Annotated in this window: 22 protein-coding genes and 1 tRNA gene; 1 reads left to right on the top strand and 22 read right to left on the bottom strand. The window is 49.4% G+C overall.

Going from position 1 to position 22,205, the window contains the following annotated elements:
• Positions 1-4: 4 nt before the first annotated feature.
• The 21 genes from lipB to CWE06_RS03905 form a co-directional block, all read right to left on the bottom strand.
• Positions 5-655 (bottom strand): lipoyl(octanoyl) transferase LipB, encoded by a 651-nt coding sequence (lipB, locus tag CWE06_RS04005; protein ID WP_126791356.1) that lies wholly within the window; start codon positions 653-655, stop codon positions 5-7.
• Positions 656-694: 39 nt separating this feature from the next.
• Positions 695-958, bottom strand: a complete 264-nt coding sequence (gene ybeD / locus CWE06_RS04000; protein WP_126791354.1) for a DUF493 family protein YbeD — start codon at positions 956-958, stop codon at positions 695-697.
• 15 nt (positions 959-973) lie between these two features.
• Positions 974-1,810: a D-amino acid aminotransferase gene (locus tag CWE06_RS03995; protein ID WP_126791352.1), complete on the bottom strand. Its 837-nt coding sequence runs from the start codon at positions 1,808-1,810 to the stop codon at positions 974-976.
• Complete coding sequence (locus CWE06_RS03990; protein ID WP_126791350.1) at positions 1,807-2,979, bottom strand: D-alanyl-D-alanine carboxypeptidase family protein; 1,173 nt, start codon at positions 2,977-2,979, stop codon at positions 1,807-1,809. Before CWE06_RS03990 ends, CWE06_RS03995 begins: the two co-directional genes overlap by 4 nt.
• A gap of 142 nt (positions 2,980-3,121) precedes the next feature.
• Positions 3,122-3,910 carry a septal ring lytic transglycosylase RlpA family protein gene (locus CWE06_RS03985; RefSeq protein ID WP_126791348.1) on the bottom strand — a complete coding sequence of 263 codons (789 nt, stop codon included), beginning with the start codon at positions 3,908-3,910 and terminating at the stop codon, positions 3,122-3,124.
• Between the two features lie 10 nt (positions 3,911-3,920).
• Positions 3,921-4,904, bottom strand: coding sequence for a lytic murein transglycosylase B (gene mltB / locus CWE06_RS03980; protein WP_126791346.1), 984 nt, complete (start codon positions 4,902-4,904; stop codon positions 3,921-3,923).
• Positions 4,905-4,921: 17 nt separating this feature from the next.
• A complete protein-coding gene (gene rodA, locus CWE06_RS03975) occupies positions 4,922-6,043 on the bottom strand; it encodes a rod shape-determining protein RodA (RefSeq protein WP_198679020.1) in 1,122 nt (373 codons plus the stop codon).
• Positions 6,027-8,036 (bottom strand): penicillin-binding protein 2, encoded by a 2,010-nt coding sequence (gene mrdA, locus CWE06_RS03970; protein ID WP_126791344.1) that lies wholly within the window; start codon positions 8,034-8,036, stop codon positions 6,027-6,029. Before mrdA ends, rodA begins: the two co-directional genes overlap by 17 nt.
• A 2-nt stretch (positions 8,037-8,038) precedes the next feature.
• Entirely contained in the window at positions 8,039-8,509 is a 471-nt protein-coding gene (gene rlmH, locus CWE06_RS03965) for a 23S rRNA (pseudouridine(1915)-N(3))-methyltransferase RlmH (RefSeq protein ID WP_126791342.1), read from the bottom strand.
• A gap of 9 nt (positions 8,510-8,518) precedes the next feature.
• Positions 8,519-8,836 (bottom strand): ribosome silencing factor, encoded by a 318-nt coding sequence (gene rsfS, locus CWE06_RS03960; protein ID WP_126791340.1) that lies wholly within the window; start codon positions 8,834-8,836, stop codon positions 8,519-8,521.
• An 88-nt stretch (positions 8,837-8,924) separates the two neighbouring features.
• Positions 8,925-9,611, bottom strand: coding sequence for a nicotinate-nucleotide adenylyltransferase (gene nadD / locus CWE06_RS03955; protein ID WP_198679019.1), 687 nt, complete (start codon positions 9,609-9,611; stop codon positions 8,925-8,927).
• Positions 9,553-10,659: a DNA polymerase III subunit delta gene (holA, locus tag CWE06_RS03950; protein WP_126791336.1), complete on the bottom strand. Its 1,107-nt coding sequence runs from the start codon at positions 10,657-10,659 to the stop codon at positions 9,553-9,555. Before holA ends, nadD begins: the two co-directional genes overlap by 59 nt.
• Positions 10,660-10,661: 2 nt before the next feature.
• The gene (locus tag CWE06_RS03945; RefSeq protein WP_157981125.1) at positions 10,662-11,132 is read right to left on the bottom strand and encodes an LPS-assembly lipoprotein LptE; all 471 of its coding nucleotides are present in this window, start codon (positions 11,130-11,132) and stop codon (positions 10,662-10,664) included.
• 43 nt (positions 11,133-11,175) lie between these two features.
• Positions 11,176-13,755, bottom strand: a complete 2,580-nt coding sequence (gene leuS, locus CWE06_RS03940; RefSeq protein ID WP_198679041.1) for a leucine--tRNA ligase — start codon at positions 13,753-13,755, stop codon at positions 11,176-11,178.
• A gap of 115 nt (positions 13,756-13,870) precedes the next feature.
• Complete coding sequence (locus tag CWE06_RS03935) at positions 13,871-14,083, bottom strand: hypothetical protein (protein WP_126791331.1); 213 nt, start codon at positions 14,081-14,083, stop codon at positions 13,871-13,873.
• Positions 14,084-14,138: 55 nt separating this feature from the next.
• The gene (gene lnt, locus CWE06_RS03930) at positions 14,139-15,659 is read right to left on the bottom strand and encodes an apolipoprotein N-acyltransferase (protein ID WP_241972463.1); all 1,521 of its coding nucleotides are present in this window, start codon (positions 15,657-15,659) and stop codon (positions 14,139-14,141) included.
• 57 nt (positions 15,660-15,716) lie between these two features.
• Complete coding sequence (gene corC / locus CWE06_RS03925; RefSeq protein WP_126791328.1) at positions 15,717-16,577, bottom strand: CNNM family magnesium/cobalt transport protein CorC; 861 nt, start codon at positions 16,575-16,577, stop codon at positions 15,717-15,719.
• 57 nt (positions 16,578-16,634) lie between these two features.
• Positions 16,635-17,147 (bottom strand): rRNA maturation RNase YbeY, encoded by a 513-nt coding sequence (gene ybeY, locus CWE06_RS03920; RefSeq protein ID WP_126791326.1) that lies wholly within the window; start codon positions 17,145-17,147, stop codon positions 16,635-16,637.
• Complete coding sequence (locus tag CWE06_RS03915; protein WP_126791324.1) at positions 17,140-18,219, bottom strand: PhoH family protein; 1,080 nt, start codon at positions 18,217-18,219, stop codon at positions 17,140-17,142. The genes ybeY and CWE06_RS03915 overlap by 8 nt, the downstream gene beginning before the upstream one ends.
• Before the next feature lie 13 nt (positions 18,220-18,232).
• Positions 18,233-19,666: a tRNA (N6-isopentenyl adenosine(37)-C2)-methylthiotransferase MiaB gene (gene miaB, locus CWE06_RS03910; RefSeq protein ID WP_126791322.1), complete on the bottom strand. Its 1,434-nt coding sequence runs from the start codon at positions 19,664-19,666 to the stop codon at positions 18,233-18,235.
• A gap of 83 nt (positions 19,667-19,749) precedes the next feature.
• The gene (locus CWE06_RS03905) at positions 19,750-20,661 is read right to left on the bottom strand and encodes a DMT family transporter (RefSeq protein ID WP_241972462.1); all 912 of its coding nucleotides are present in this window, start codon (positions 20,659-20,661) and stop codon (positions 19,750-19,752) included.
• Between the two features lie 57 nt (positions 20,662-20,718).
• Here CWE06_RS03905 and CWE06_RS03900 point away from each other — a divergent pair, with 57 nt between their 5' ends.
• Positions 20,719-21,948: an FAD-dependent monooxygenase gene (locus CWE06_RS03900; RefSeq protein WP_126791320.1), complete on the top strand. Its 1,230-nt coding sequence runs from the start codon at positions 20,719-20,721 to the stop codon at positions 21,946-21,948.
• Between the two features lie 155 nt (positions 21,949-22,103).
• On the opposite strand, the gene CWE06_RS03895 is transcribed toward CWE06_RS03900, so the two are convergent.
• Positions 22,104-22,190 (bottom strand) — tRNA-Leu (locus CWE06_RS03895).
• Between the last annotated feature and the right edge of the window lie 15 nt (positions 22,191-22,205).

Here is a 22,205-nt window from a genome sequence, read left to right as displayed (position 1 = left end):
TGAATTAGCCATGTTCTGGTAAACCTGTTTGTTCGTCGATTTCAGAGTATTGCAGCAGGCGAGCAAATTCGGATGTGACCAGCTCAGCAGCTTCTGCAAATGTGGTTGGCCCGCCATGGGCGCTTGTTTGTGTCATGACCATCCCTGCATAACCACAAGGGTTAATGCGCAGGAACGGTGATAAGTCCATGTTGACGTTAAGGGCTAAACCATGAAAAGAACAGCCGCGCCGAATCCTTAGTCCGAGTGAACATACTTTTTCTGCACCAATGTACACACCGGGTGCATCAGGTCTTGGGGCAGCGGTGACACCGTACTGCGCCAACATATTCACAATCGAATTCTCAATTTGTGTGACAAGTTCGCGAACGCCCATTTTGCGCCGGCGAATGTCGAGCATAAAGTATACCACGACTTGCCCCGGTCCGTGATAGGTCACTTGCCCGCCACGATCGACAGGAACCACAGGGATATCACCGGGCGCAAGCAAATGCTCTTCTTTCCCCGCTTGTCCTTGCGTGAAAACAGGTGGGTGTTCGACCACCCACAGCTCATCAACGGTTGACTCATCGCGAGCGTCGGTAAAAGCTTGCATTTTCTTCCAGACTGGCTCGTAATCCATACGACCGAGCTGACGAATAGTTAGTCGATTCATGTTCCGTGTTCTTTTTTAGCTCGCACAAGCGAATGTGACTTATAAGACGTAACGTACGTCGTCGATATCAGATAAGGATCGATATAATGTTTCAACGTGGAGTTTACTGGTAACGACCACAGAAACCGATACCGAATAATAGTTACCTTTGCTCGACGGCCGAATCTCTGGGCTGTAATCACCAGGCGCATGCTCTTGAATCACCGCAATGACTTCGTCTGCGAGAGTTTGTGTGGCAACGCCCATGATTTTAAAAGTAAAGTCACACGGAAAGTCGAGCAACTCGTCAAATTTGGTATTCATGCATTACTCCTCAAGTCACCGTGGGCGACTTGCTCTAAATCGTTCGATCAAAGTGCGGGTCACAGGACCGCACTGACCATTACCAATGACTTCTTGTCCAACTTGCCCAACAGGGATGATTTCCCGAGTGGCACTGGTCATAAAACACTCATCGGCGGCATACAGTTCAGCGGTTGAGAACGCTGCTTCTCGCACCTTTATATGGGCGTCAGCAGCCAATTTCAAGACGTGTTGGCGAGTCAATCCGGCAAGAATTAAGCTATCCGCAGGTGGTGTGATGAGCACACCGTCTTTGACGATAAAGTAATTGCACGACGCACCTTCGGTAATACGCCCGGCGCGGTGAAGAATCGGCTCTTGAGCACCCCCAGCTGTGGACTGGAGTTTTAACAAGATGTTACCGAGTAAACTGATTGATTTGATATCACAGCGTAACCAGCGAATGTCCTCAAGCAATTCAACACGCACCGGCGTTGGTTCGCCAACGGGTGGAGTGAAAGGTACTAAGTACGCCATCACAGTCGGTTGGATATCAGGACTTGGGGAATGATTACGAGGGAACTCACTACCACGGGTAATCTGCAAATAGAGAATCGCGTGGTCAAGCGCCTCTTCTGTTAGCAGGTGAGTAAGGATGCTGCGCCATTCATTTGAGCTTAACGGTGGAGTTATACCAACTTCGTGCAGGCTGTTCTGCAGACGTTGCATATGGCCGTCAAACATAAATGGCTGGCGATTATAAATAGGCACCACTTCGTAAATACCATCGGCAAACAAAAATCCCCGATCAAAGACGGAGATTTTTGCTTGTTCATGAGGAACATAGTCCCCATTGAGATAAATCAGGCTCATTCGTCGCTGAAGCTCTTCTTAATGCTATCGATAATCCGTTTGAAGAAACCACCTTCTTCAACGGCTTGCAGGGTGACGAGCGGGAAGCTGGCAATGTCACGGTCACCTAAAGTTAGATTTACCGTGCCAACCACTTCGCCAGCAGCGAGCGGCGCTTCAAGCGTGCGATCGAGAACAAAGTTAGCGCGTAAGTTCTGACGTTGGCCACGTGGCAACGTAACCACAACTTCAGTTCCTGTGCCTAAACGAATCTCGTCAACAGAACCGCCCCAAATCCGCTGGCTCACTAATTGTTCACCGGCCTCATAAGCTGTCACCGTTTCGTAGTAACGGAAACCATAGTTCAGTAGTTTTTTACTTTCAGCCGCACGCGCTTGCTCGCTTGCGGTACCCATAACAACGGTAATCAAGCGAGTATCGCCGTCCACTGCGGAGGTGACAAGGCTATAGCCTGACTCACTGGTAAACCCAGTTTTAATACCGTCGACATTCAGGCTGCGATCCCACAATAATGAATTGCGGTTGTACTGGCGAATACCGTTAAAGGTAAATTCACGTTCAGCATAGATGGCGTATTCTTCTGGGACGTCGCGAATTAATGCTTGCGCAAGGACAGCCATGTCGCGCGCTGTGGTGATTTGATCAGGATGTGGCAAGCCGTGGCTATTGGCAAAGACGGTGTTGTGCATACCAAGTTCACGGGCGTAGGCATTCATCAGGTTGGCGAAGGCGTCTTCAGTTCCAGAAATGTGCTCGGCCATAGCGACACAAGCGTCATTACCTGAGGCAATAATAATACCACGGTTCAAGTCTTCGACGCGGACTTGGCGACCCACTTCAATAAACATTAGTGACGAACCTGGGAAGTTACGTGCCCACGCATTGCGGCTTACGGTTACTTCGTCATCGAGACTAATGTTGCCGCTTTTGATTTCTTTGCCGATGATATAGCTCGTCATCATCTTAGTTAAAGAAGCAGGTCCATGGCCTTCGTCGATATTTTCACCGGCTATGATCTGACCGGTTTTATAGTCCATGAGCACCCATGCTTTGGCATTCACAGTTGGGGTCGGCGGGACTACGCCTTGTGCATGAGCGGGAATGGTGAAATGAGTGACGGTCAGGGTGACCGCGGCAACGAGACTTGCAACTAAACGGCTATTTTTCATGATCGAATACGTTCTCTGTTGTTTTGCGTTAGGCGAATAGCCTGCACTGTATGCGACTTTATCAGGGCACAGATTATGGGCAACGAGTATAGCAAAATGGTGATTCCGAGTAACTAACTCTGCTGCATAATTTATTCCGTTTTTACAGGCGTTCCTGCGGTAAACGGAATATCCCTTCAAAGCCGTCTGCTTGCAGGCGGTTCATCCAGTAGATGGTTTGACGATCGTCAAAGGGACCTAGTATCAACCGATTCAGACCTTGATGCACGCGAGTAGTTGCATCGAGGTCATAAATTTCTTGTAAACGCAGGCGCAACGCTTCTAAATTATTTAATTCGCGTGCGGCGGCGACTTGGATATAGGTTTGCTGGGTACTAACAGGCGTGGGTTGATCGAACTCGATCGCTTCTACTCGCACCGGCGCGGTACCGTGTAGGTGCATATCAAGCGCATAGGCGGCCGAGAATGACAAGTCGATAATCCGCTCAGCATGAAATGGGCCGCGATCATTCACACGAACAATCACCGATTTATTATTGTTCAAGTTAGTCACACGCACCCAACTTGGTAATGGCAAGGTTTTATGCGCAGCGCTCAAGCTATACATGTCATAAAACTCGCCATTCGAGGTTAAATGACCATGGAATTTTTTACCGTACCAAGACGCAATGCCTTCGGCAAAGTATCCCTCGGCAGTGTCACGAACCGAATAAGCTTGCCCATTCACTTGATAAGGTAGGTTGCCGCGCTGCGATAGCGGCTCAAGTCGCGGCGTCAGGGGAAACAATTCAGCAGCAGTTGGTGTTCGTGGTGGCGCATAATCTTGAGCGGTTCGATAGCGCTCAGTCCCAGCATTCGGACTACTCGCACAGGCACTCAATCCGAGTACTGCGAACATAGATATCAGCGACAAAACCAACGACTGCTGCATAATCGACTCCTTATCGGTGCGCTCGGAGTTGCTGTGCTAATTGATAAACAGCCATCGCATACAGCGGGCTGTGGTTATAACGAGTAATGGCATAGAAGTTCGGTAATCCCACCCAATAGGAGTGTGAACCGTCAGCTTCCTCAAACGCAAACAGGCGTGCGCGAGTTTCATCTGGCATGGCGGTAATGAACTTCACACCTGCAGCCTTGAGTTCCCCTACCGTATGAGTGAGTACTTGGCCGCGGCCAGCGGTGAGCTCAGTGACTGGCGTTTCAGCTCCAACCCAAGCAGGAATTGCAACCGGCTGGTTTGACTGCCATCTGTGCTCGGCAAAATAGTTCGCAATTGAGCCAATACCGTCAACGACATTTCCCATCAGGTCACGTACGCCATCACCGTCAAAATCAACGGCATAGTGTCGGTAGCTCGATGAAATGAACTGTCCGTAGCCCATGGCGCCGGCATAGGAACCTTTGATCGTGGTTGGGTCAATGTTCTCTTCTGTTGCAAGCAAAATAAACTGGCGCAATTCGCTACGGAAAAAGGTTTGTCGCGGCGGGTAGTGAAAACCTAGTGTATATAAAGCATCGAGCACACGATGGGTACCCATGACATTGCCGTAAAACGTCTCCACACCAAGTACGGCGACGATAATTTCAGCCGGCACACCAAATTTTTCTTCCGCCCGAGCGAGGGTGTCTTCATGTTTCGCCCAAAATTCAATGCCTTGTTGCAAACGACGCTCAGTTAGAAAGATAGGGTAATACTGGTGCCAAGGTCGCGCTTCCCACGGACGACTAATTGCATCAAGAATGGGTTGGCTTAATTGCGCTTGGCGCAGTAATTCTTCTGTCTTAGCGCGTGGAATATTGTGCTCAGTTTCCATTTGCGTAATGAACTCACGTTCAGCTGGAGACCAGTCGTTTGCAGTGACTGGAACAGAGAATAAGAGTGCGCAGGAGGCAGCGAGCGCGGGAATAATCGTTTTGAGCATACAAATTCCTTACGTAATTAACTAGGACTAATAACCAATCGGCGGTGGGTGGCAATGCCCATAAGAATGCCAAAACCTGCCATCATGGTGACCATGGAGGTACCACCGTAACTGATGAGTGGCAGGGGGACGCCCACCACGGGTAGTAATCCGGACACCATGCCGATGTTTACCAACACGTATATAAAGAATGTGAGCGTAATACTACCGCCAAGAAGGCGGTTAAAATTACTTTGCGCTCGCATTGAAATTAGCATGCCACGGAAAATGACAAAACCATAGAGGATTAACAATCCAATGACGCCATAAAAGCCAAACTCTTCGGCAAATACCGAGAAAATGAAGTCGGTATGCCGCTCCGGTAAGAATTCAAGCTGTGATTGTGTGCCTTGCAGCCAGCCTTTGCCTTCGACGCCGCCAGAGCCAATCGCTATTTTCGACTGAATAATGTGGTAGCCGGAGCCAAGCGGATCCGTTTCTGGATTTAAGAAAGTTAATACCCGTTGGCGTTGATAATCGCGTAATAGAAAGAACCAAAATATGGGCAGAGATGCAGCAGCTAAAAGGCCACCCGAGGTGACTGTACGCCAGCTCATGCCCGCCAAAAACAGAACGAAAAAACCGGAGCTTGCGACTAGGATGGCGGTACCTAAATCGGGTTGCTTCGCAATCAGCAAGGTTGGCACTAAGATAAAAATCAAGCCTAAAGCAACATGCTGCAAGCGAATGGGAATCTGGGAGCGAGAGCAATACCATGCCATGAGCATCGGCACGGATAACTTGAGAATTTCAGAAGGCTGAATACGTGTCACCCCAATATCGAGCCAGCGCTGGGCGCCTTTACCAACTTCACCAAAGAGCAGAACCGCAACCAACAAAAGCACGCCAACAAGGTAGATGGGAAGGGCGTAATGGCGGAAAGTCTTGGGGTTGATTTGGGCAACAATCAGCATGATGAAAAACGACACGCCCATTCGAATTGCTTGGCGCTGGACCAGACCACTGTCTTGCCCACCGGCACTGTAGATGACAAATAAGCTAATAATCGCTAAGGCAATTAAGCCGAGCAACAGAGGGCCGTCCAAGTGCACTTTGGCAAGCCAAGGATTACGCTGGCGTTCTTCAGTGGTTTGCATCATCTTGCGCTTGCCTCCGATTCGCTTCTTGCTCTGCTGCGGCACGAGCTTGCGCGCGTGCAGCCGCTCTTTCTTCTGCCTCGGCAAGAAGCTGACGATAATTTTCTGCTTGTGCTTTGAGTAGTGCCTGACGGCTTTCTTCGTCAGCGAAGTAATAATCCATCAGTGCACGTGCGATAGGAGCTGCATTACGGCCACCACCACCAACGTTTTCAATGGCCATGGCAATGACAATTTCTGGTTTGTCTGCTGGCGCATAGCCAATATAGGTGGCGTTATCACGCAAGTGTTCGGCGACATCTTCGATATCTGGGCGTTCGTTGGTTTCATCACTGAGCGCTGCGACCTGAGCCGTGCCGGTTTTTCCACCACTAGTATAGGTTGCGCCCCGAAATGCATTGCGGGCAGTCCCGTGCTGATCGGTGTGGGTCATTTCCATGCCGCGACGAATGGTTTGCCAAGCTTGCGGATTGCGCAGCACAATCGGTTCTTGCTCAATGAGTTCGCGAGTCGTCCGTTGCTCTCCTTCACCAACCGCATGTAATAGGCTAGGTTGAATGCGTCGTCCGTTGGTCACGAGTACGCTAGTCGACGTCGCTAATTGCAAAGGCGTGACGGTCCAGAAACTCTGGCCGATGCCTACTGATAAGGTTTCACCTTGATACCAAGGTTCATTGAAGCGAGCGCGTTTCCAACCACGGTCAGGCATCAGAGCAGGGCTTTCTTCGGCGATATCAATGCCGGTGCGTTCGCCAAACCCCATGCGTCGCATAAACGAGGAGATTTCATCAATGCCAAGCTTATGCGAGAGATCATAATAGAAGGTATTGCATGACTCAGCGATTGCTTTAGTGACATTGACCCAGCCGTGGCCGTGTTGGCGCCAGTCGCGGAAACGGCGAGAAACACCCTCAAGTTGATACCAACCTGGATCCCAAATACGTGTTTCGGCAGTAATTACACCTTGTTCGAGCCCAAGTAAGCCTAAGTGAGGCTTAATCGTTGACGCGGGCGGGTAACGGCCTTGGGTTGCTCGATTGATTAGCGGGTTAGCAGGGTTATTCAAGAGCTCACGATAATCCGCGCTTGAAATACCGTTGACGAATAAGTTCGGATCGTAGCCCGGATTCGAATACAAGGCCAGAACAGCGCCGTTATTTGCATCGAGAATGACAATCGCCCCACGCCGCGTGCCAAGTTGATACTGAGCGAGCTGCTGCATACCAATGTCGACTTCCAGGTAAATATCCTGACCCGGCTGTGGAGGGGTAAAGTCGAGAGTACGCACCACGCGACCACGGTTGTTTACTTCAACGGTTTGATAACCGACCTGACCGTGGAGGAGGTTTTCGTAGTAACGTTCGATACCAAGCTTGCCGATATTTCGGGTGGCGGCGTAGTTTGCATAAATTTCTTGCTGACGCAGGCGCGCAACATCTTGCTGGTTAATTCGGCCAACATAGCCAAGCGCATGGGTAAAGAGCTCACGGTGTGGATAAAAACGCTGCAAGCGGCCTTCGACATTAATACCTGGATATCGATGCTGAATGGAAGCGAATCGAGCGACTTGGTCTTCCGTCAGTTGTTCGGCGAAGGTTACCTGCGGGAAGCGGCGTGCTTGGCGCAAACGTTGATAAAAGTCATCGACCACGTTGGCATCGAGTTCTAGAATCGTTTGCAGTTCTTCAAGTGTCGCCCGCAAGTCGTGAACTTCTGTGGGTAATACTTCAAGGCTGTAAACTGGAATATTGTCAGCAAGTAGGACACCGTTGCGATCGTAAATAAGCCCACGATTTGGCGCTACCGGTAAGACCATAATGCGGTTGCTGTTGGAACGCGTTTGAAATTCTTGAAAGTTTTTAACTTGGAGGGTGTAGAGATTGTTCAACAACACCAAGAAGACGACGAAAACGATACCCAATGTCACTACGGCGCGGCGGCTAAATAAAGCGGCCTCGGCTTGATGATTTCTAATAGCGACGCGTTTTTTTGGCATTATTATTCGCGATGATAAGGGTGGTTATTTAATAAGCTCCATGCGCGGAACAAAGCTTCCGCAAGAATGACACGCACCATCGGATGTGGCAAGGTCAGTGGCGATAACGACCAGCGTTCGTCACTGCGCGCTTGCACCTCTGGTGCGAGGCCTTCTGGGCCGCCGACCATAAAGGCAACATTGCGGCCGTCGAGTTGCCATTGCTGAAGTCGCTGCGACAACTTATGGGTGTCCCATGGTTTGCCGTTCACTTCGAGTGTGACAACGTGGGTTGGGCCTTTCAAGGCCGCGAGCATCTTTTCACCTTCTTGCTGCGTAAGTTTGGCAATATCGGCTTTTTTTGCTCGCTTACCCGCGGTAATTTCGATCAGTTCCAGTGGTAATTCAGGGGGCATGCGTTTGGCATACTCGTGGTAGCCAGTGCTGACCCAGTCGGGCATTTTGTTGCCAACGGCAATTAGCTGCAAACGCATGCGAGTGAATTAACCCCAAAGTTTCTCTAGTTGGTAGAAGTCGCGTGTTGCATCCTGCATGACATGCACCACCACGGTACCAAAATCAACTAACACCCATTCGCCGTCGTTTTCACCCTCGACACCAAGTGGAGCTTCGCCGGCGTGTTTTGCTTCAGTAGCAACATGGCTAGCAATACTGCGAACGTGTGTTTTTGAATTTCCCGAGCAAATAACTAAAAAATCAGTTACATCAGTTTTTTTCCGAACATCTAATACTTGAATGTCACGGGCTTTTAAATCGTCTGCTTTATCGACAACGAAATCGCGCAATTGTTCAGTTTGCAAGGTTCACTTACTCCTCATGAATTTTTAACCGCGCAAGTGTACCACGAGTTCGGTCCGCGGTGCAGCATGAAGGCGGGTAAAGCCATCTTTAATTGTTTAAGGCCGCATCGTTATTATTGCTCATGGCGTAGAGGTTATGGGTGCGGATATAGTCCCAGACTGGCTCTGGTAACATGGCAGGGCATTCGGTTAGATTAACCAGTTGTTCACGCAGTTCCGTTGCGGAACTATCGACCGGTTCGCACTCGGCTAGATATATTTTACCGACGCCACCTCTGAATTCGTCGGCACTGACTTGACGTTGCTGCAATAGCTCAGTCAGTTCTGGGCGACATTGTTCGAGCTGATAGCCAGGGCGCGGCATCACCACGAAATTTGCGTAATCAAATAATCGCTCCCAATGCAGCCATTCAGGCAAGTTGAGTAGACTGTCCATGCCGATAACAAAGTATAGGCAGGCATCGGGACATTCTTGATGAAAATGTTTCAGAGTTGGTAGCGTGCGCGAGGGTAGACCTTGGCGTAGCTCCCAATCATCGACATGGAAACGACTATCGAGTGTTGCAGCAGCATCGAGCATCCCTAAACGGTGGGTATCGAGCACTTGCGGTTGCGCGCGATGAGGTGGCGCGCAGGTCGGCAACAAATGAATACGTTGCCAATCGAATTGGTCGGCTAGGGCAAGAACAGGTTTGAGGTGTCCCCAGTGAACGGGGTCAAAGGTTCCACCCAAAATGGCTATATGGCGAGTTGCTGTAGAATTCGTCTTTGGCATAGGTATTAAGTGCAAGCGCACGATTTCCTTGCTGAAAAAATAGAAGTCCTGCATGCAGGGCTAAGATGATTGGATCTTCGCCACTATCGCGTTTAATTGCAAGTTCGAGCCGCTCTAAAAGTTCAATTCGAGCATGGTTTCGCGTCGGACTATCGGCAGCTAATAGGGCTAAAAACGCAGACTGATTCTTGTCCCAAATTTGCTCAGACTCCATTGCTGCTTTTAACGGCTTATTCTGCCGTTGGGCGTGGCGAACCTTCTTTAAACTATTATGTACCCGTAGGAGCAGCCAATGCACGAGAACAATATCGGTACCGGTCTCGAGTAGTCGCTGTAGGCAATGCACGAATGCGCCGTAGTCCTGATTCAAGATGGCGTCTTGCAAAGCAAAAAGGTCGTAGCGACTATTGTCTTCAACCATACTCTGAACCTGGTCGGCCTGCAATTCGCTCGCTGGCGTATTGGCGCTGTCGAGAGAGAGTAATTGCAATTTTTCGAGGCTTTGCTGGAGAGCCAGTAAATTCCCTTCATACAGACTTGCAAGAAGCTGGACTGCATCGTTACTTAGCTGCAATTGCAATTGTTGCGCTCGAGTGCGGATGTAATTCGGTAATTGCGCAAGGCTCGGCGTGTAAACCGGAACAAAGACCCCGTTCTGGCTCAAAGTCTTGAACCATTTACTGTCTTTGTGAGCTTTTTTCAGTTGTGGCCCAAACAATAATAAGAGCTGATCTGGAGCCTGTTGCGCGGCAAAATCAATTAAGGCTTTGCCACCCTCGCGACCAAGTTTTAATTCAGGTAATTCGAGTTCAATCAGCTGTTGGCTACTGAATAAAGATAGCGTCTGACTGCTTTCAAACAGTGTGTGCCAGTCAAAGTCTTTGTCCTGAACGAGCCGTTTGCGTTCGTCAAACCCTTGTGTTTTGGCGGCCTGGCGAATGCGATCGCAGGCTTCGGCCACGAGAAAGGGGTCGTCTCCAAACACCAAATAGACAGGCACAAGCTTGTCTTGTAACTGTTGCGGCAGGCGTTCGGGATAAACTTGCATAGTTATTCCCGAACTGTACGATTCAAGAGCATAAGAAGGCGGCGCGCTGCTTCTGAGCGCATTTCCTGAACGAGTAACTCAAGTTCCCGAGTTTTTGCTAAGGCAAAATTAGGGTCGTCTTGGTAGTCACGTAGAATCTGGATGTTATGCTCATGGGCATCGCCATTGGCAAGGATGATAGTGACAGGCATGACGTAAATGAGCTCATATTCTGCGACTTGTCCGGACGCTAACATCGAGAGAATGCGCCGCTCGAGACGATCATCACCAAGAATGACGGCAGGAAAATAATCAGAGCCTTCTTTAAGCTCGACGGCGCGGCGCTCGAGGGCACCCGCAACGGCACGGTAGGCTTCGCTGCGGTTGTCGCCTTCGAGTCGTAAATGCTGAATTTCTGTGGCGATATGGTAGTCGTCACGCAGTTGGAAGCCACAGCTACTGACAGCCGCGGCAAGAACAAGCGCAAGTAGCACTTGTCCAGCCTTATAAAGGTGCTGATTTACTTTACGAGACGGATTAATTCGCAACGATATTCACCAATTTGCCGGGAACGTAAATGACTTTACGCACAGTCACATCTTCTAGGAACTTCTGAATCTGTGGTTGCGCAAGCGCTTCACGCTCGATGTCCTCTTTGCTAATGTCAGCCGGTACGGTAATTTTCGCTCGTACTTTACCGTTAACCTGCAACACAACAAGTTTCTCGTCTTCGATTAATGCAGCTTCGTCAAGGACAGGCCATTCGGCGAAGTTAATATCATTCGCGTGACCCAGCGCTTGCCACATCCGTTCACAGATGTGCGGTGTAATCGGTGACAGCATCAGCACAATAGCGTCAAGCGCTTCTTGCATCAAGGCTTTGTCATTCGCGGTCGCTAATGGTGCTTTCTGCAGGTGATTGCTCAGCTCCATGATAGCCGCGATGGCTGTATTGAAGTTTTGACGGCGACCCATATCGTCGGTTACTTTGGCAATTGCACGATGGATTTCGCGGCGCAGTGCTTTCTGCTCGCCAGTTAAAGTTGCCAGATCAAGTTGCTGTTGGCCAGCAAACTCTTGGAAATCGTAAACCAATTTCCAGACCCGGCGGAGGAAGCGGTGGGCACCTTCAACGCCGGAATCAGACCATTCGAGAGTGAGTTCTGGTGGCGCGGCGAACATCATAAACAAACGCACGGTATCGGCACCGTACTTGTCGACCATGATTTGCGGGTCGATGCCGTTATTCTTCGACTTCGACATTTTATTTACACCGCCGTGAATCACGGGGAGACCGTCTTTGACGTAAATCGCTTCGACCACTTCGCCTTTTTCATTCCGCTTGACTTCCACGTCAACTGGCGAGAACCAAGTCTTGCCGCCGTGTTGGTCTTCGCGATAGAAACTGTCTGCCAAAACCATGCCTTGACAGAGTAAGCGCTTGAACGGTTCGTCAGACTGCACAAGACCAGTGTCACGCATGAGTTTGTGGAAGAAACGCGCATACAGTAGGTGCAAAATAGCATGCTCGATGCCGCCAATATACTGGTCGACCGGTAGCCAGTAATTTGCTTTCTCTGGGTCTAGCATCGTGTCAGCATTCGGCGAACAATAGCGAGCATAATACCAGCTCGACTCCATGAAGGTGTCGAATGTATCGGTTTCATGCTCTGCAGGTTGGCCGTTGTATGTCGTCTTACGCCATTCAGAATCCGCTTTAATGGGTGATGTCACGCCGTTCATTACAACGTCTTCTGGCAAAACCACGGGTAGCTCTTGCTCTGGAACTGGCACTGATTCGCCATTCTCTAAGTTCAACATTGGGATTGGTGCACCCCAATAACGCTGGCGAGACACGCCCCAATCACGCAAACGATAGTTGACCTGGCGCTCACCAATGCCCATCGCAGCGAGCTTATCGGCGATGGCATTAAAGCCGTCTGCTGAGGTTAGGCCATCGAATTCACCGGAATTGATCAAGATTCCCTTGTCGGTAAAAGACTCAACTGCGAAGTCATGCTCACCTTCTAACGGTTGGATGACCGGTTTGATAGCCAAGCCGTAGGCTTTGGCAAATTCATAATCGCGCTGATCATGGGCAGGAACGGCCATCACTGCACCGGTGCCGTAATCCATGAGCACGAAGTTAGCGACCCAAATTGGCACTTGCTCGCCCGTTAACGGGTGGGTGGCTGTGTAACCGGTGGCAACGCCGCGCTTTTCCATGGTCGCAAGGTCGGCTTCAGCGACTTTTTGTTGTTTGCAACTTTCGACAAAAGCAGCAACTTCAGCATGTTCTGCTGCGGCAAGCTGTGCCAATGGATGCTGTGCGGCAACTGCCATATAGGTGACGCCGAAGAAGGTGTCTGGGCGCGTGGTGTAGACACTCACTTGCATGTCGATTTGGTCAACGTTAAAGGTAATTTGAACACCTTCTGAGCGACCAATCCAATTGCGTTGCATTGCTTTGACTTGATCGGGCCAGCCTTCAAGCTGGTCAAGATCTTGCAGTAACTCTTCAGCGTAGGCGGTAATTTTGACGAACCACTGAGGAATTTCTTTCTGCTCAACGATTGCACCCGAACGCCAGCCGCGACCATCAATCACTTGCTCATTGGCAAGCACGGTTTGGTCGACTGGATCCCAATTTACGGTTGCGTTCTTCTTGTATACTAAACCTTTTTCGTAGAGCTTCGTGAAGAACCACTGTTCCCAACGGTAGTACTCAGGGGTACAGGTTGCGAACTCGCGATCCCAGTCATAACCAAAGCCAAGGGCTTTTAGCTGGCCGCGCATGTCGCTGATGTTTTGGTAGGTCCATTTCGCCGGAGCGGTATTATTTTGAATCGCCGCATTTTCCGCCGGTAAGCCGAACGCGTCCCATCCAATTGGATGGAGTACGTTTTTACCGTGTAAGCGCTGATAGCGTGAGACAACGTCACTCAGTGTGTAGTTGCGAACATGACCCATGTGGAGTTTGCCGCTCGGATACGGAAACATCGAGAGGCAATAAAACTTCTCTTTGCTTTCGTCTTCATGAGCTGCAAATACTTGCTCAGCTTCCCAGCGCTGCTGGACTTCGCTTTCCAAGGCGCTCGGTTGGTATTGTTCTTCAATTCTCCGGGTCATGTATACTACCTGTATGCTCTGTATTTTTGTCTTTTAAAATTGGCTGGCTTAATTTTAATGGCTTACTTTAAATGGGCTAGCTCTTCGATTCGATTGAAACGATTTAGCTATTAAAAATGATGCCCAACCATAAAACCAATGCAACGACGATACCGCCAATGCCAAAAAAGAAATTCTCGATGCGGTATTTTACTTTGGCGTGCTCTTCGGTACTTTCTGGCGCAGGTAAAAAGCCGACGATTAAATATGCAATCCCTAAACCTGCAGCAGCTACGAGACCAGTAAATAAAACTGCATCAAACAAATGACTCATCATGCTCATATCCTCAACTTGACTAGCTCTTAAGTGTATAATCTTTACTATGAATTGACTACGCTGAATTTCGCTTTTTCCAGCGCCAACTCACGCTGGCAAGAAACAACGCAATTAGCCAGACAGGTGTGTCGCCAAAACGGGCAAAATAGGTCATGCCGGTCACGTGCAGAACGTTCGTCGTTGCGACCGCCTCAGTAAACTGCGGTATCTTAGTTAACGTCGCTCCGGTGTGATCAATCACGCCAGTAATCCCATTGTTTGTTGCTCGCAACATGGGTCGTCCCAATTCGCGCGCCCGCATGGCAGCAATTTGCCAGTGTTGATGGGGTCCGTGGGAATCCCCAAACCACGTATCATTGCTAATGGTTAGTAAAAAATGGGTGTCGGCATTCACATTGGCACGAATTTGTCGTGCAAAAGCCACCTCGTAGCAAATGTTGGCGGCGATATTAATCCCGTTGGCATTCAAGTTCGATTGCAAGTAACTGCCGCGACTAAACGATGACATCGGTAAATTGAATAACGGCGCTAACGGACGTAAGAGGCTTTCAAACGGCACAAACTCGCCAATTGGCAAGAGCTGGTGCTTCTGATAGCGATTCTCGTGACCGTAATACCAACCACCACTCGGTTGTTCACCCATGACAATCATACTGTTGTAAAACTCACCCGTGTAGCGATCTAAATCAATAATCCCGCTAATCAGTGTGGTCTTTTCCGCTAATAGTAACTGATTTAGGTTTGCCAACGGCCTTTGTGCGAGCGGCTCAATGAAAGTAATTGCTGACTCCGGCCAGATAATCAAGTCATGTTCGAGATAAGGCTGAGTCAGCTCGACGTAGGTGTCATAATTAGGCCATTGTTGTTCGGCGTCCCATTTGAGGTCTTGGACAACATTTCCTTGTACGAGCGCCACAGAGGTTTGTTCGCCGGTGTACTCAAGGGTGTTGAGGCGTGGCGCGTTCCAAGCGAACAGAACGACAACCAATGGCAAAAATAGCCATTCATAGCGACGATGTAGGATAAAGTAGGTTAGTCCGAGTGCGATCAACCACAAAGCTAAGGTGATGCCGAGCTCGCCAAGGTGTGGGGCGAGATTGCCTAACGCCGAGAAAGTTTGCGTATAGCCGAGACCTAACCAAGGAAAACCCGTCAGCAGCCAGCCACGCAAGAATTCGCTGACTAACCAAATGAATGGCAAGACAAACAAGCTCAAGCCACTGGTGTAACGTCGGAGTTTAAACCAGGTCCAAGCTGCTAACGTCGGATAGACAGCGAGATAGGCACACAGCAGGGCCATAATTAACACTGAAACCAGCATGGGCGTGCCGCCGAACTGGTCAATACTGACATAAACCCAACTGATGCCAGCTGCAAACCAACCGAAGCCAAAACTAAAGCCCGTTAACGCAGCTTGCTTTGCAGTCTGGCTGCGGACTAACAAGAGCAGCCACAAGCAGAGTAAAATAGGGGTCAGCCAAGCTTGTGAAAAGGGCGCATAACTGAAGGTTAGTAAAGCGCCTGCAAGGAGCGCTAACCCATATCGCCAACGGGGCTGAATTAGTTTCTTTTGCACAGATTGTAACAACACCAAAGACACCTTTGTCATTGTTTGCGAAAACGATTACCGGCTTTATTTGTCGTCGGCTGGCAAGGTCACTTGCAGTTGCTGAATTCGACGACGATCGGCAGCGGTTACTTTAAAGTTTAATTCGCCAATAAAGACGGACTCACCTATTTCTGGTAAATGACCAAAACTATGTGCGACCAGACCGCCGATGGTGTCGTATTCATCATCGGCAAAATCAGTTCGGAAATAGTGGTTGAAGTCTTCAATTGTGGTGAGCGCTTTAACGTTAAAGCGATGCGCACTAATACGGCGAATATCACCACGGCTTTCGTCTTCATCAGTTTCGTCTTCGATATCACCGACGATCTCTTCAAGAATATCTTCAATGGTGACAAGACCTGAAACGCCGCCATATTCGTCAACAACGATGGCCATGTGATAGCGCTTAGAACGAAACTCTTTCAGCAAAGCGTCCACGCGCTTACTTTCCGGCACAATCACTGCAGGGCGCATGACTTGCTCGAGAGAAAAAGGCTCGTCGACGAGGTGAAAACCATATGCGAGTAGGTCTTTCGCAAGCAAAATGCCTTCGATGTGATCTTTGTTCTCGCTGACGACAGGGTAACGCGAATGTTGGGTTTGAATGACAATCGGCAAAAACTCTTCAACCGATTGATTTTTGTCGATCGTGACCATTTGTGAACGAGGGATCATGATGTCGCGAACTTTCAGTTCGGCAACATCGAGTACGCCTTCGATCATTTCTTTGGTATCGATGTCGATTAAGTCACGATGCTCGGCATCTTGAATTAAATCAACGAGTTCCTCACGAGTGTTCGGTTCACCATTAAATGCTTGGAATAGTTTTTGAGCCCAAGTACGTTTTGATGAACCGCTACTTGGGTGGGGTTTGTCATCGTTCATCGATGGTCGTTCGCTCCGTGGCAAAAAAATCGAAATTGCAGATTAGCATAGGCTCACTTAGTCGCGCACTATTTCTGTGTCTTGATACGGGTCAGGAATACCTAAACCAGCAAGAATCACACGCTCAAGTGCTTCCATCGCTTCTGCTTGTTGTTCTTCTATGTGGTCATAACCTAGCAAATGCAAGGTACCATGCACAACTAAATGCGCAAAGTGATGCCAATAAACTTTGCCCTGCGCAGCGGCTTCGGCTGCCACAGTCGGTTCAGCGATAATAATATCGCCAAGCAGAGGAATATCGAATTCAGCTCCTTCGGGGAGATCCGCAACAAATGGAAACGACAAGACGTTGGTGGGCTTGTCTTTACCGCGGTAGTCGCGATTCAGTTCTTGAACCTCGGCGTCGTCGGTCACGCGTATGGTTAGTTCGGCATCGCTTTGATCGACAGCCGCTAGAGCGGCTTCTGCCCAAGCAGTCAGTTGCTCGGTGCTTGGCAGACGTTGACGCATTTCTACACTTAAGCTTTCAGGCCAGTCGTCATGCCATTGGATATCAATATAATTAGCCATTATTTTTGTGCGCTCCGCTACTGATTGACTGCGCTTGAGCGACGTTTTGTGCGGCTTTACGTTCCTTTGCGGCAGCATTAGCTTTGGCTTGGCTCTCACTGTCAAATTTCTCATAAGCGACGACCACGCGTTGGACGACCGGATGGCGAACAACATCTTTGGCGTTGAAAAAGGTAAAGCTAATACCTTCGACATCGTTCAGCACTTCAATGGCTTGTCGTAAACCTGATTTTTGGCCTCGAGGTAAGTCAATTTGTGTAATATCACCGGTAATTACGGCCTTTGAATTAAAGCCGATCCGGGTCAGGAACATTTTCATTTGTTCCGTCGTGGTATTTTGGCTTTCATCCAGAATAATAAACGCATCGTTCAATGTGCGCCCACGCATGTAGGCGAGCGGCGCAATTTCAATAACACTGCGTTCGATAAGTTTTTCGACTTTTTCAAAGCCCAGCATTTCGAAGAGCGCATCGTAAAGAGGGCGCAAATACGGGTCGACTTTTTGAGCGAGGTCACCGGGTAAGAAGCCAAGCTTTTCTCCGGCTTCTACCGCCGGGCGCGTTAATAAAATCCGGCGTACTTCTTGGCGTTCGAGCGCATCAACGGCAGCAGCGACTGCTAAGTAGGTTTTACCGGTACCAGCTGGGCCAATGCCAAAGTTAATGTCATTGGTCACGATCGCCCGCACATATTCTTGCTGGTTTTTGTTGCGAGGTTTAATTAAGCCACGCTTGGTTTTGATCAAAGTAACCGGATCATCGTCCGGCGATTCGTCCTGTTCCAGTGCATTACTTTCTTGAATGGCAAGATGCACTTGATTCGGCTCGATGTCACGCTGCTTACCGCGAACTGGCGCAGTTTCGACATATAGGTTCGTTAATATGTCGCGGGTTGCTTGAATACCCGCAGCCTGTCCAATAATCCGAAAGTGATTGTCTTTGTAAATCACTTCGACGCCTAAACGGCGCTCGATGTGGCGGATGTTGTCGTCGAATGGACCGCAAAGACTTGCCAGCCGTTGTGAGTCGGCAGGCTCTAAGTAAAGATCAAAACTGTCGATAGACGTGCTCAACTAGATTCCTCGTTTATGACGCTGGATTGAATGTCGTGACGCCCAATGCGTCGGTATTCTCGCTATTCTTCGCTAAAATGGCGTGCGGTGCAGTATCAACGCGCAGGCCCATTTCGTGTTCTTCGCGAATAATATCACCGCGCAGTGAGTTCGGTAATGCTTCAGTGATGACGACATCGACAAACTTGCCGATCATGTCGGGGCGACCAACAAAGTTTACAACTCGGTTGTTCTCGGTGCGACCACTGAGCTCCATTGGGTTCTTTTTCGACGGGCCTATGACCAAAATACGCTGTTCGGTATTGAGCATTTGTCGTGCATGACGCTGAGCTTGTTGATTGATGCGAGCTTGCAACAATTGCAGCCGTTGCTTTTTGGTGTCTTCACTGACGTCGTCTGGCAAGTCGGCGGCTGGCGTGCCCGGACGCGCACTATAAATAAAGCTAAAGCTCAGGTCGAAGTCGATAGCTTGAATCAGGTCCATTGTCGCTTCGAAGTCTGCATCCGTTTCACCTGGAAAACCGATAATAAAATCTGAGCTCATCGCCAAGTTCGGACGCACTTTCTTCAACTTGCGAATTTGTGACTTATATTCGATGGCCGTATGACCACGCTTCATCAGTGCTAGCACACGGTCAGAACCACTTTGCACCGGTAAATGTAAATGGTTCACCAGCTCCGGAATTGTCTCGTAGGCGGCAATAATATCGTCAGTAAACTCAACTGGGTGCGATGTGGTGTAGCGAATGCGGTCAATACCATCGATGGCGGCGACTAAGTGCAGTAATTCTGCGAAAGTACAGATACTGCCATCGAAATGCTCACCACGGAACGCATTCACGTTTTGACCGAGTAGGTTTACTTCCCGCACACCTTGGCTAGCAAGTTGCGCAATTTCATACAAGACGTCGTCAACTGGACGACTGACTTCTTCACCGCGGGTGTATGGCACCACACAGAAAGTACAGTACTTGCTGCAGCCTTCCATAATGGAAACAAACGCAGTTGGACCCTCAGCTTTTGGATCGGGTAAGCGGTCAAATTTTTCAATTTCAGGGAAAGAGACGTCAATAACGGATTCTTTGCCTTCACCGAGTTCTTTAATCATTGCCGGTAAACGATGCAACGTTTGCGGGCCGAAAACTAAGTCGACATAAGGCGCACGTTGACGAATAGCCGCACCTTCTTGAGAGGCAACGCAGCCGCCAACGCCGATAATTAAATCGGGTTTGTCTTGTTTCAAAAGCTTCCAGCGACCTAACTGATGGAATACTTTTTCTTGGGCCTTTTCCCGAATAGAACAAGTATTCAAAAGAATTAAATCGGCTTCTTCAGCTTCTGCAGCTGGCTCATAACCCATATGGGCGTGGAGTAAGTCTGCCATTTTTGCCGAGTCATACTCGTTCATTTGGCAGCCCCAGGTTTTGATATAGACCTTTTTGCTCATAACCTTCGTCTTCATTTACCGCGTGTGCTAAGGGGAGCATATTCTACATGGTTCACAGCAAAGTGGCTACCATCTGCGCAGCGCTATGGGTTGGTTGTACCCGTGGGTGGTATTTTAATTGCAGGACTGCGCCCAGAACGAATCGCAATATAGCCAGCACCGATGATAATGAGCGAGCCAATGAGCATGTGAATAGTAAAGGCTTCGCCCCATACGAGGTAACCGATAAGCGCAGCAAACAAGACTGAACTATAAGTAAACACACCGATTTGCGAGGGCGAAGCAAGGGCAAATGCCCGCGTCATTGCCAACTGACCAGCAACTGCGAAAACCCCCATGATCATGACGCCAAGCCATAATTGGGTGGTTAGGTTTTGCCAATTGACCAAAACGGGTATTGCGGTCAGCAGTGTCGCGAAAAAAGAAAAGTAAAAAACGATTTTACTTGGTGACTCATGAACCGAGAGTCGCCGCACCACGGTTTTTGCCCACGCAGCGAGTCCAGCAGCAATCAGTGCGACAAACATAATAATCGGGAAGGGGCCACTGAATGGATTGAGAAAGACGATAACGCCTAAGAAGCCAAACGCTATCGCGAACCAAAGTTTTGCCGAGACCCGCTCTTTAAACCAAAACCAACTGATGACCGGAATAATAAACGGTGCCATTAAAAGGACGAGAGTTGCTTTGGCTAATTCAACTTGGGTGATCACGTAAAAGAAGAGGTACATGCCACCGATACCGGTTACGCATCGCAACAGGTGTAATTTTAACTGTGTCGTTTTGAATGCTGTAGCGCGCCGCTTATAAAGCCATGGTAACAAGACTAAAAGAGCAAAAAAGTTACGAAAAAAAACCAGATGTGTCGACGGAATATCGCTGCCGAGATGTTTAACCATGGCACTCGTGCCAGCAAAACAAAGCTCAGCAAGTAATAGCAGCAATGATGCAAGAATGACCGGATTCAGCGTGGACTCCAGATGACAGCGATTCACAATGGCCTAATTATGGCATAATGCAAACAGACAAAACATAAGGTGGTGAGTTTCAGCATGAAAAATAACCCAACACAACAAGCAGCATGGGTCGTGGTCGGTGGCGGTATGGTCGGCGCGGCAATGGCTCTGAGTCTCGCCGAGAGTGGTCGTCGAGTCGTTGTGCTTGAGCCGCAATTAGAACAGATGCTATCGATTAAAACAGACGCAGACTATACAGCCCAACCTTATGATCTACGTATATCCGCGGTAACTGCTGACAATATCGCATTACTCGAAGAGCTTGGGGTGTGGTCGCAGGTTGTCGCTTTGCGTGCGCAGCCATTTAACCAATTGGCGGTGCGTGAAAATGGCGGCGACTGGCTCGAATTTGGTGGCCTTGTTGCGGCTCAGAATGAAGCGAAGCCAAAGCAGCCTTTAGGCTTTATGGTCGAAAACAATTTGTTGCAGGCCTGTTTATTGCAGCGTCTGCAGTCTACGCCGGGTGTTGAGTTGCTAGCTGCAAGTTTTGCCGGACTTAATAATCAGTCTGAGGACCCCGCCGTCATGATTAAAATGTCAGACGACACGCTTGCTACCGTACCCTATGCTCGTTTGATTGTTGCTGATGGTGCTCAATCTCATGCACGGCGCGCATTGGGAATGGGGACGGTCGGAGCTTCCTATCACGAACGTTGTTTATTGAGTGTGGTGCAATTAAACGAACCAGCCGGCGAACGCACCTGGCAAACCTTTGCCGACCGAGAAGTGCATGCGCTATTACCGCTCAGCGCGAACCAAGCTTGTTTAATTGTATATGCTGATAGCCCTGTTATTCAGGCTTGGCAGCGTGCAAAAAATGGTGTCGCGGAGGTATTACAGGCGAGGTTTGCTGCGGAACTTGGTGAATTTGAACTGTTGAATTATGCAAGCTTCCCGCTGCAGCACCAGCAAGCTATTCGCACGTTTGACCGTCAACAACGAGCGCTACTTATAGGCGATGCAGCGCATGCAATTCATCCACTGGCCGGGCAAGGGGTTAATTTAGGTTTACGCGACGTTGCTGCTTTAAATGAATTGTTGCAGCAAGTGACCGATGAAGACACGGCGTTCGATAGCAAGATAGAACGTGTGTTGCGTCGCCGTCAGGTTACGAATATCGCCATGGGGCAAGGCTTAGACGCTGTGGCACGGGTTTTTCGTAGTCGCAATCCGCTGCTGCAGTGGACCCGTCGGCTTGGCTTCGTTGGTTTACAAACATTACCGGGCGTGCGTGAATTACTTGGGAAAATGGCGGGGCAGCGCTAGCGTTGCTCGTCATCACACAGTGGGTTGTGCTGTGGTTTGTACTATGAGCGACCAATCGTATTCGTCGCTAAAAAAGCTAACTTGGGAACAGAAAACTAGGGGCTTTACGAACAACAAGGGAATGTAACTGAGAACTGAAGTACCGAAGCGTGAGTTGGTGCGGAGGGTGGGACTCGAACCCACACATCCTTTCGGACACTAGCACCTGAAGCTAGCGCGTCTACCAATTCCGCCACCACCGCAACTCGATGCTTCGG

Origin of the sequence: Aliidiomarina haloalkalitolerans, assembly GCF_003987315.1 — a bacterium.
GTDB classification, from domain to species: Bacteria; Pseudomonadota; Gammaproteobacteria; order Enterobacterales; family Alteromonadaceae; genus Aliidiomarina; species Aliidiomarina haloalkalitolerans.
The sequence above is the reverse complement of the archived record's forward strand: the minus strand, read 5'-3'. Positions and strand labels throughout refer to the sequence as shown.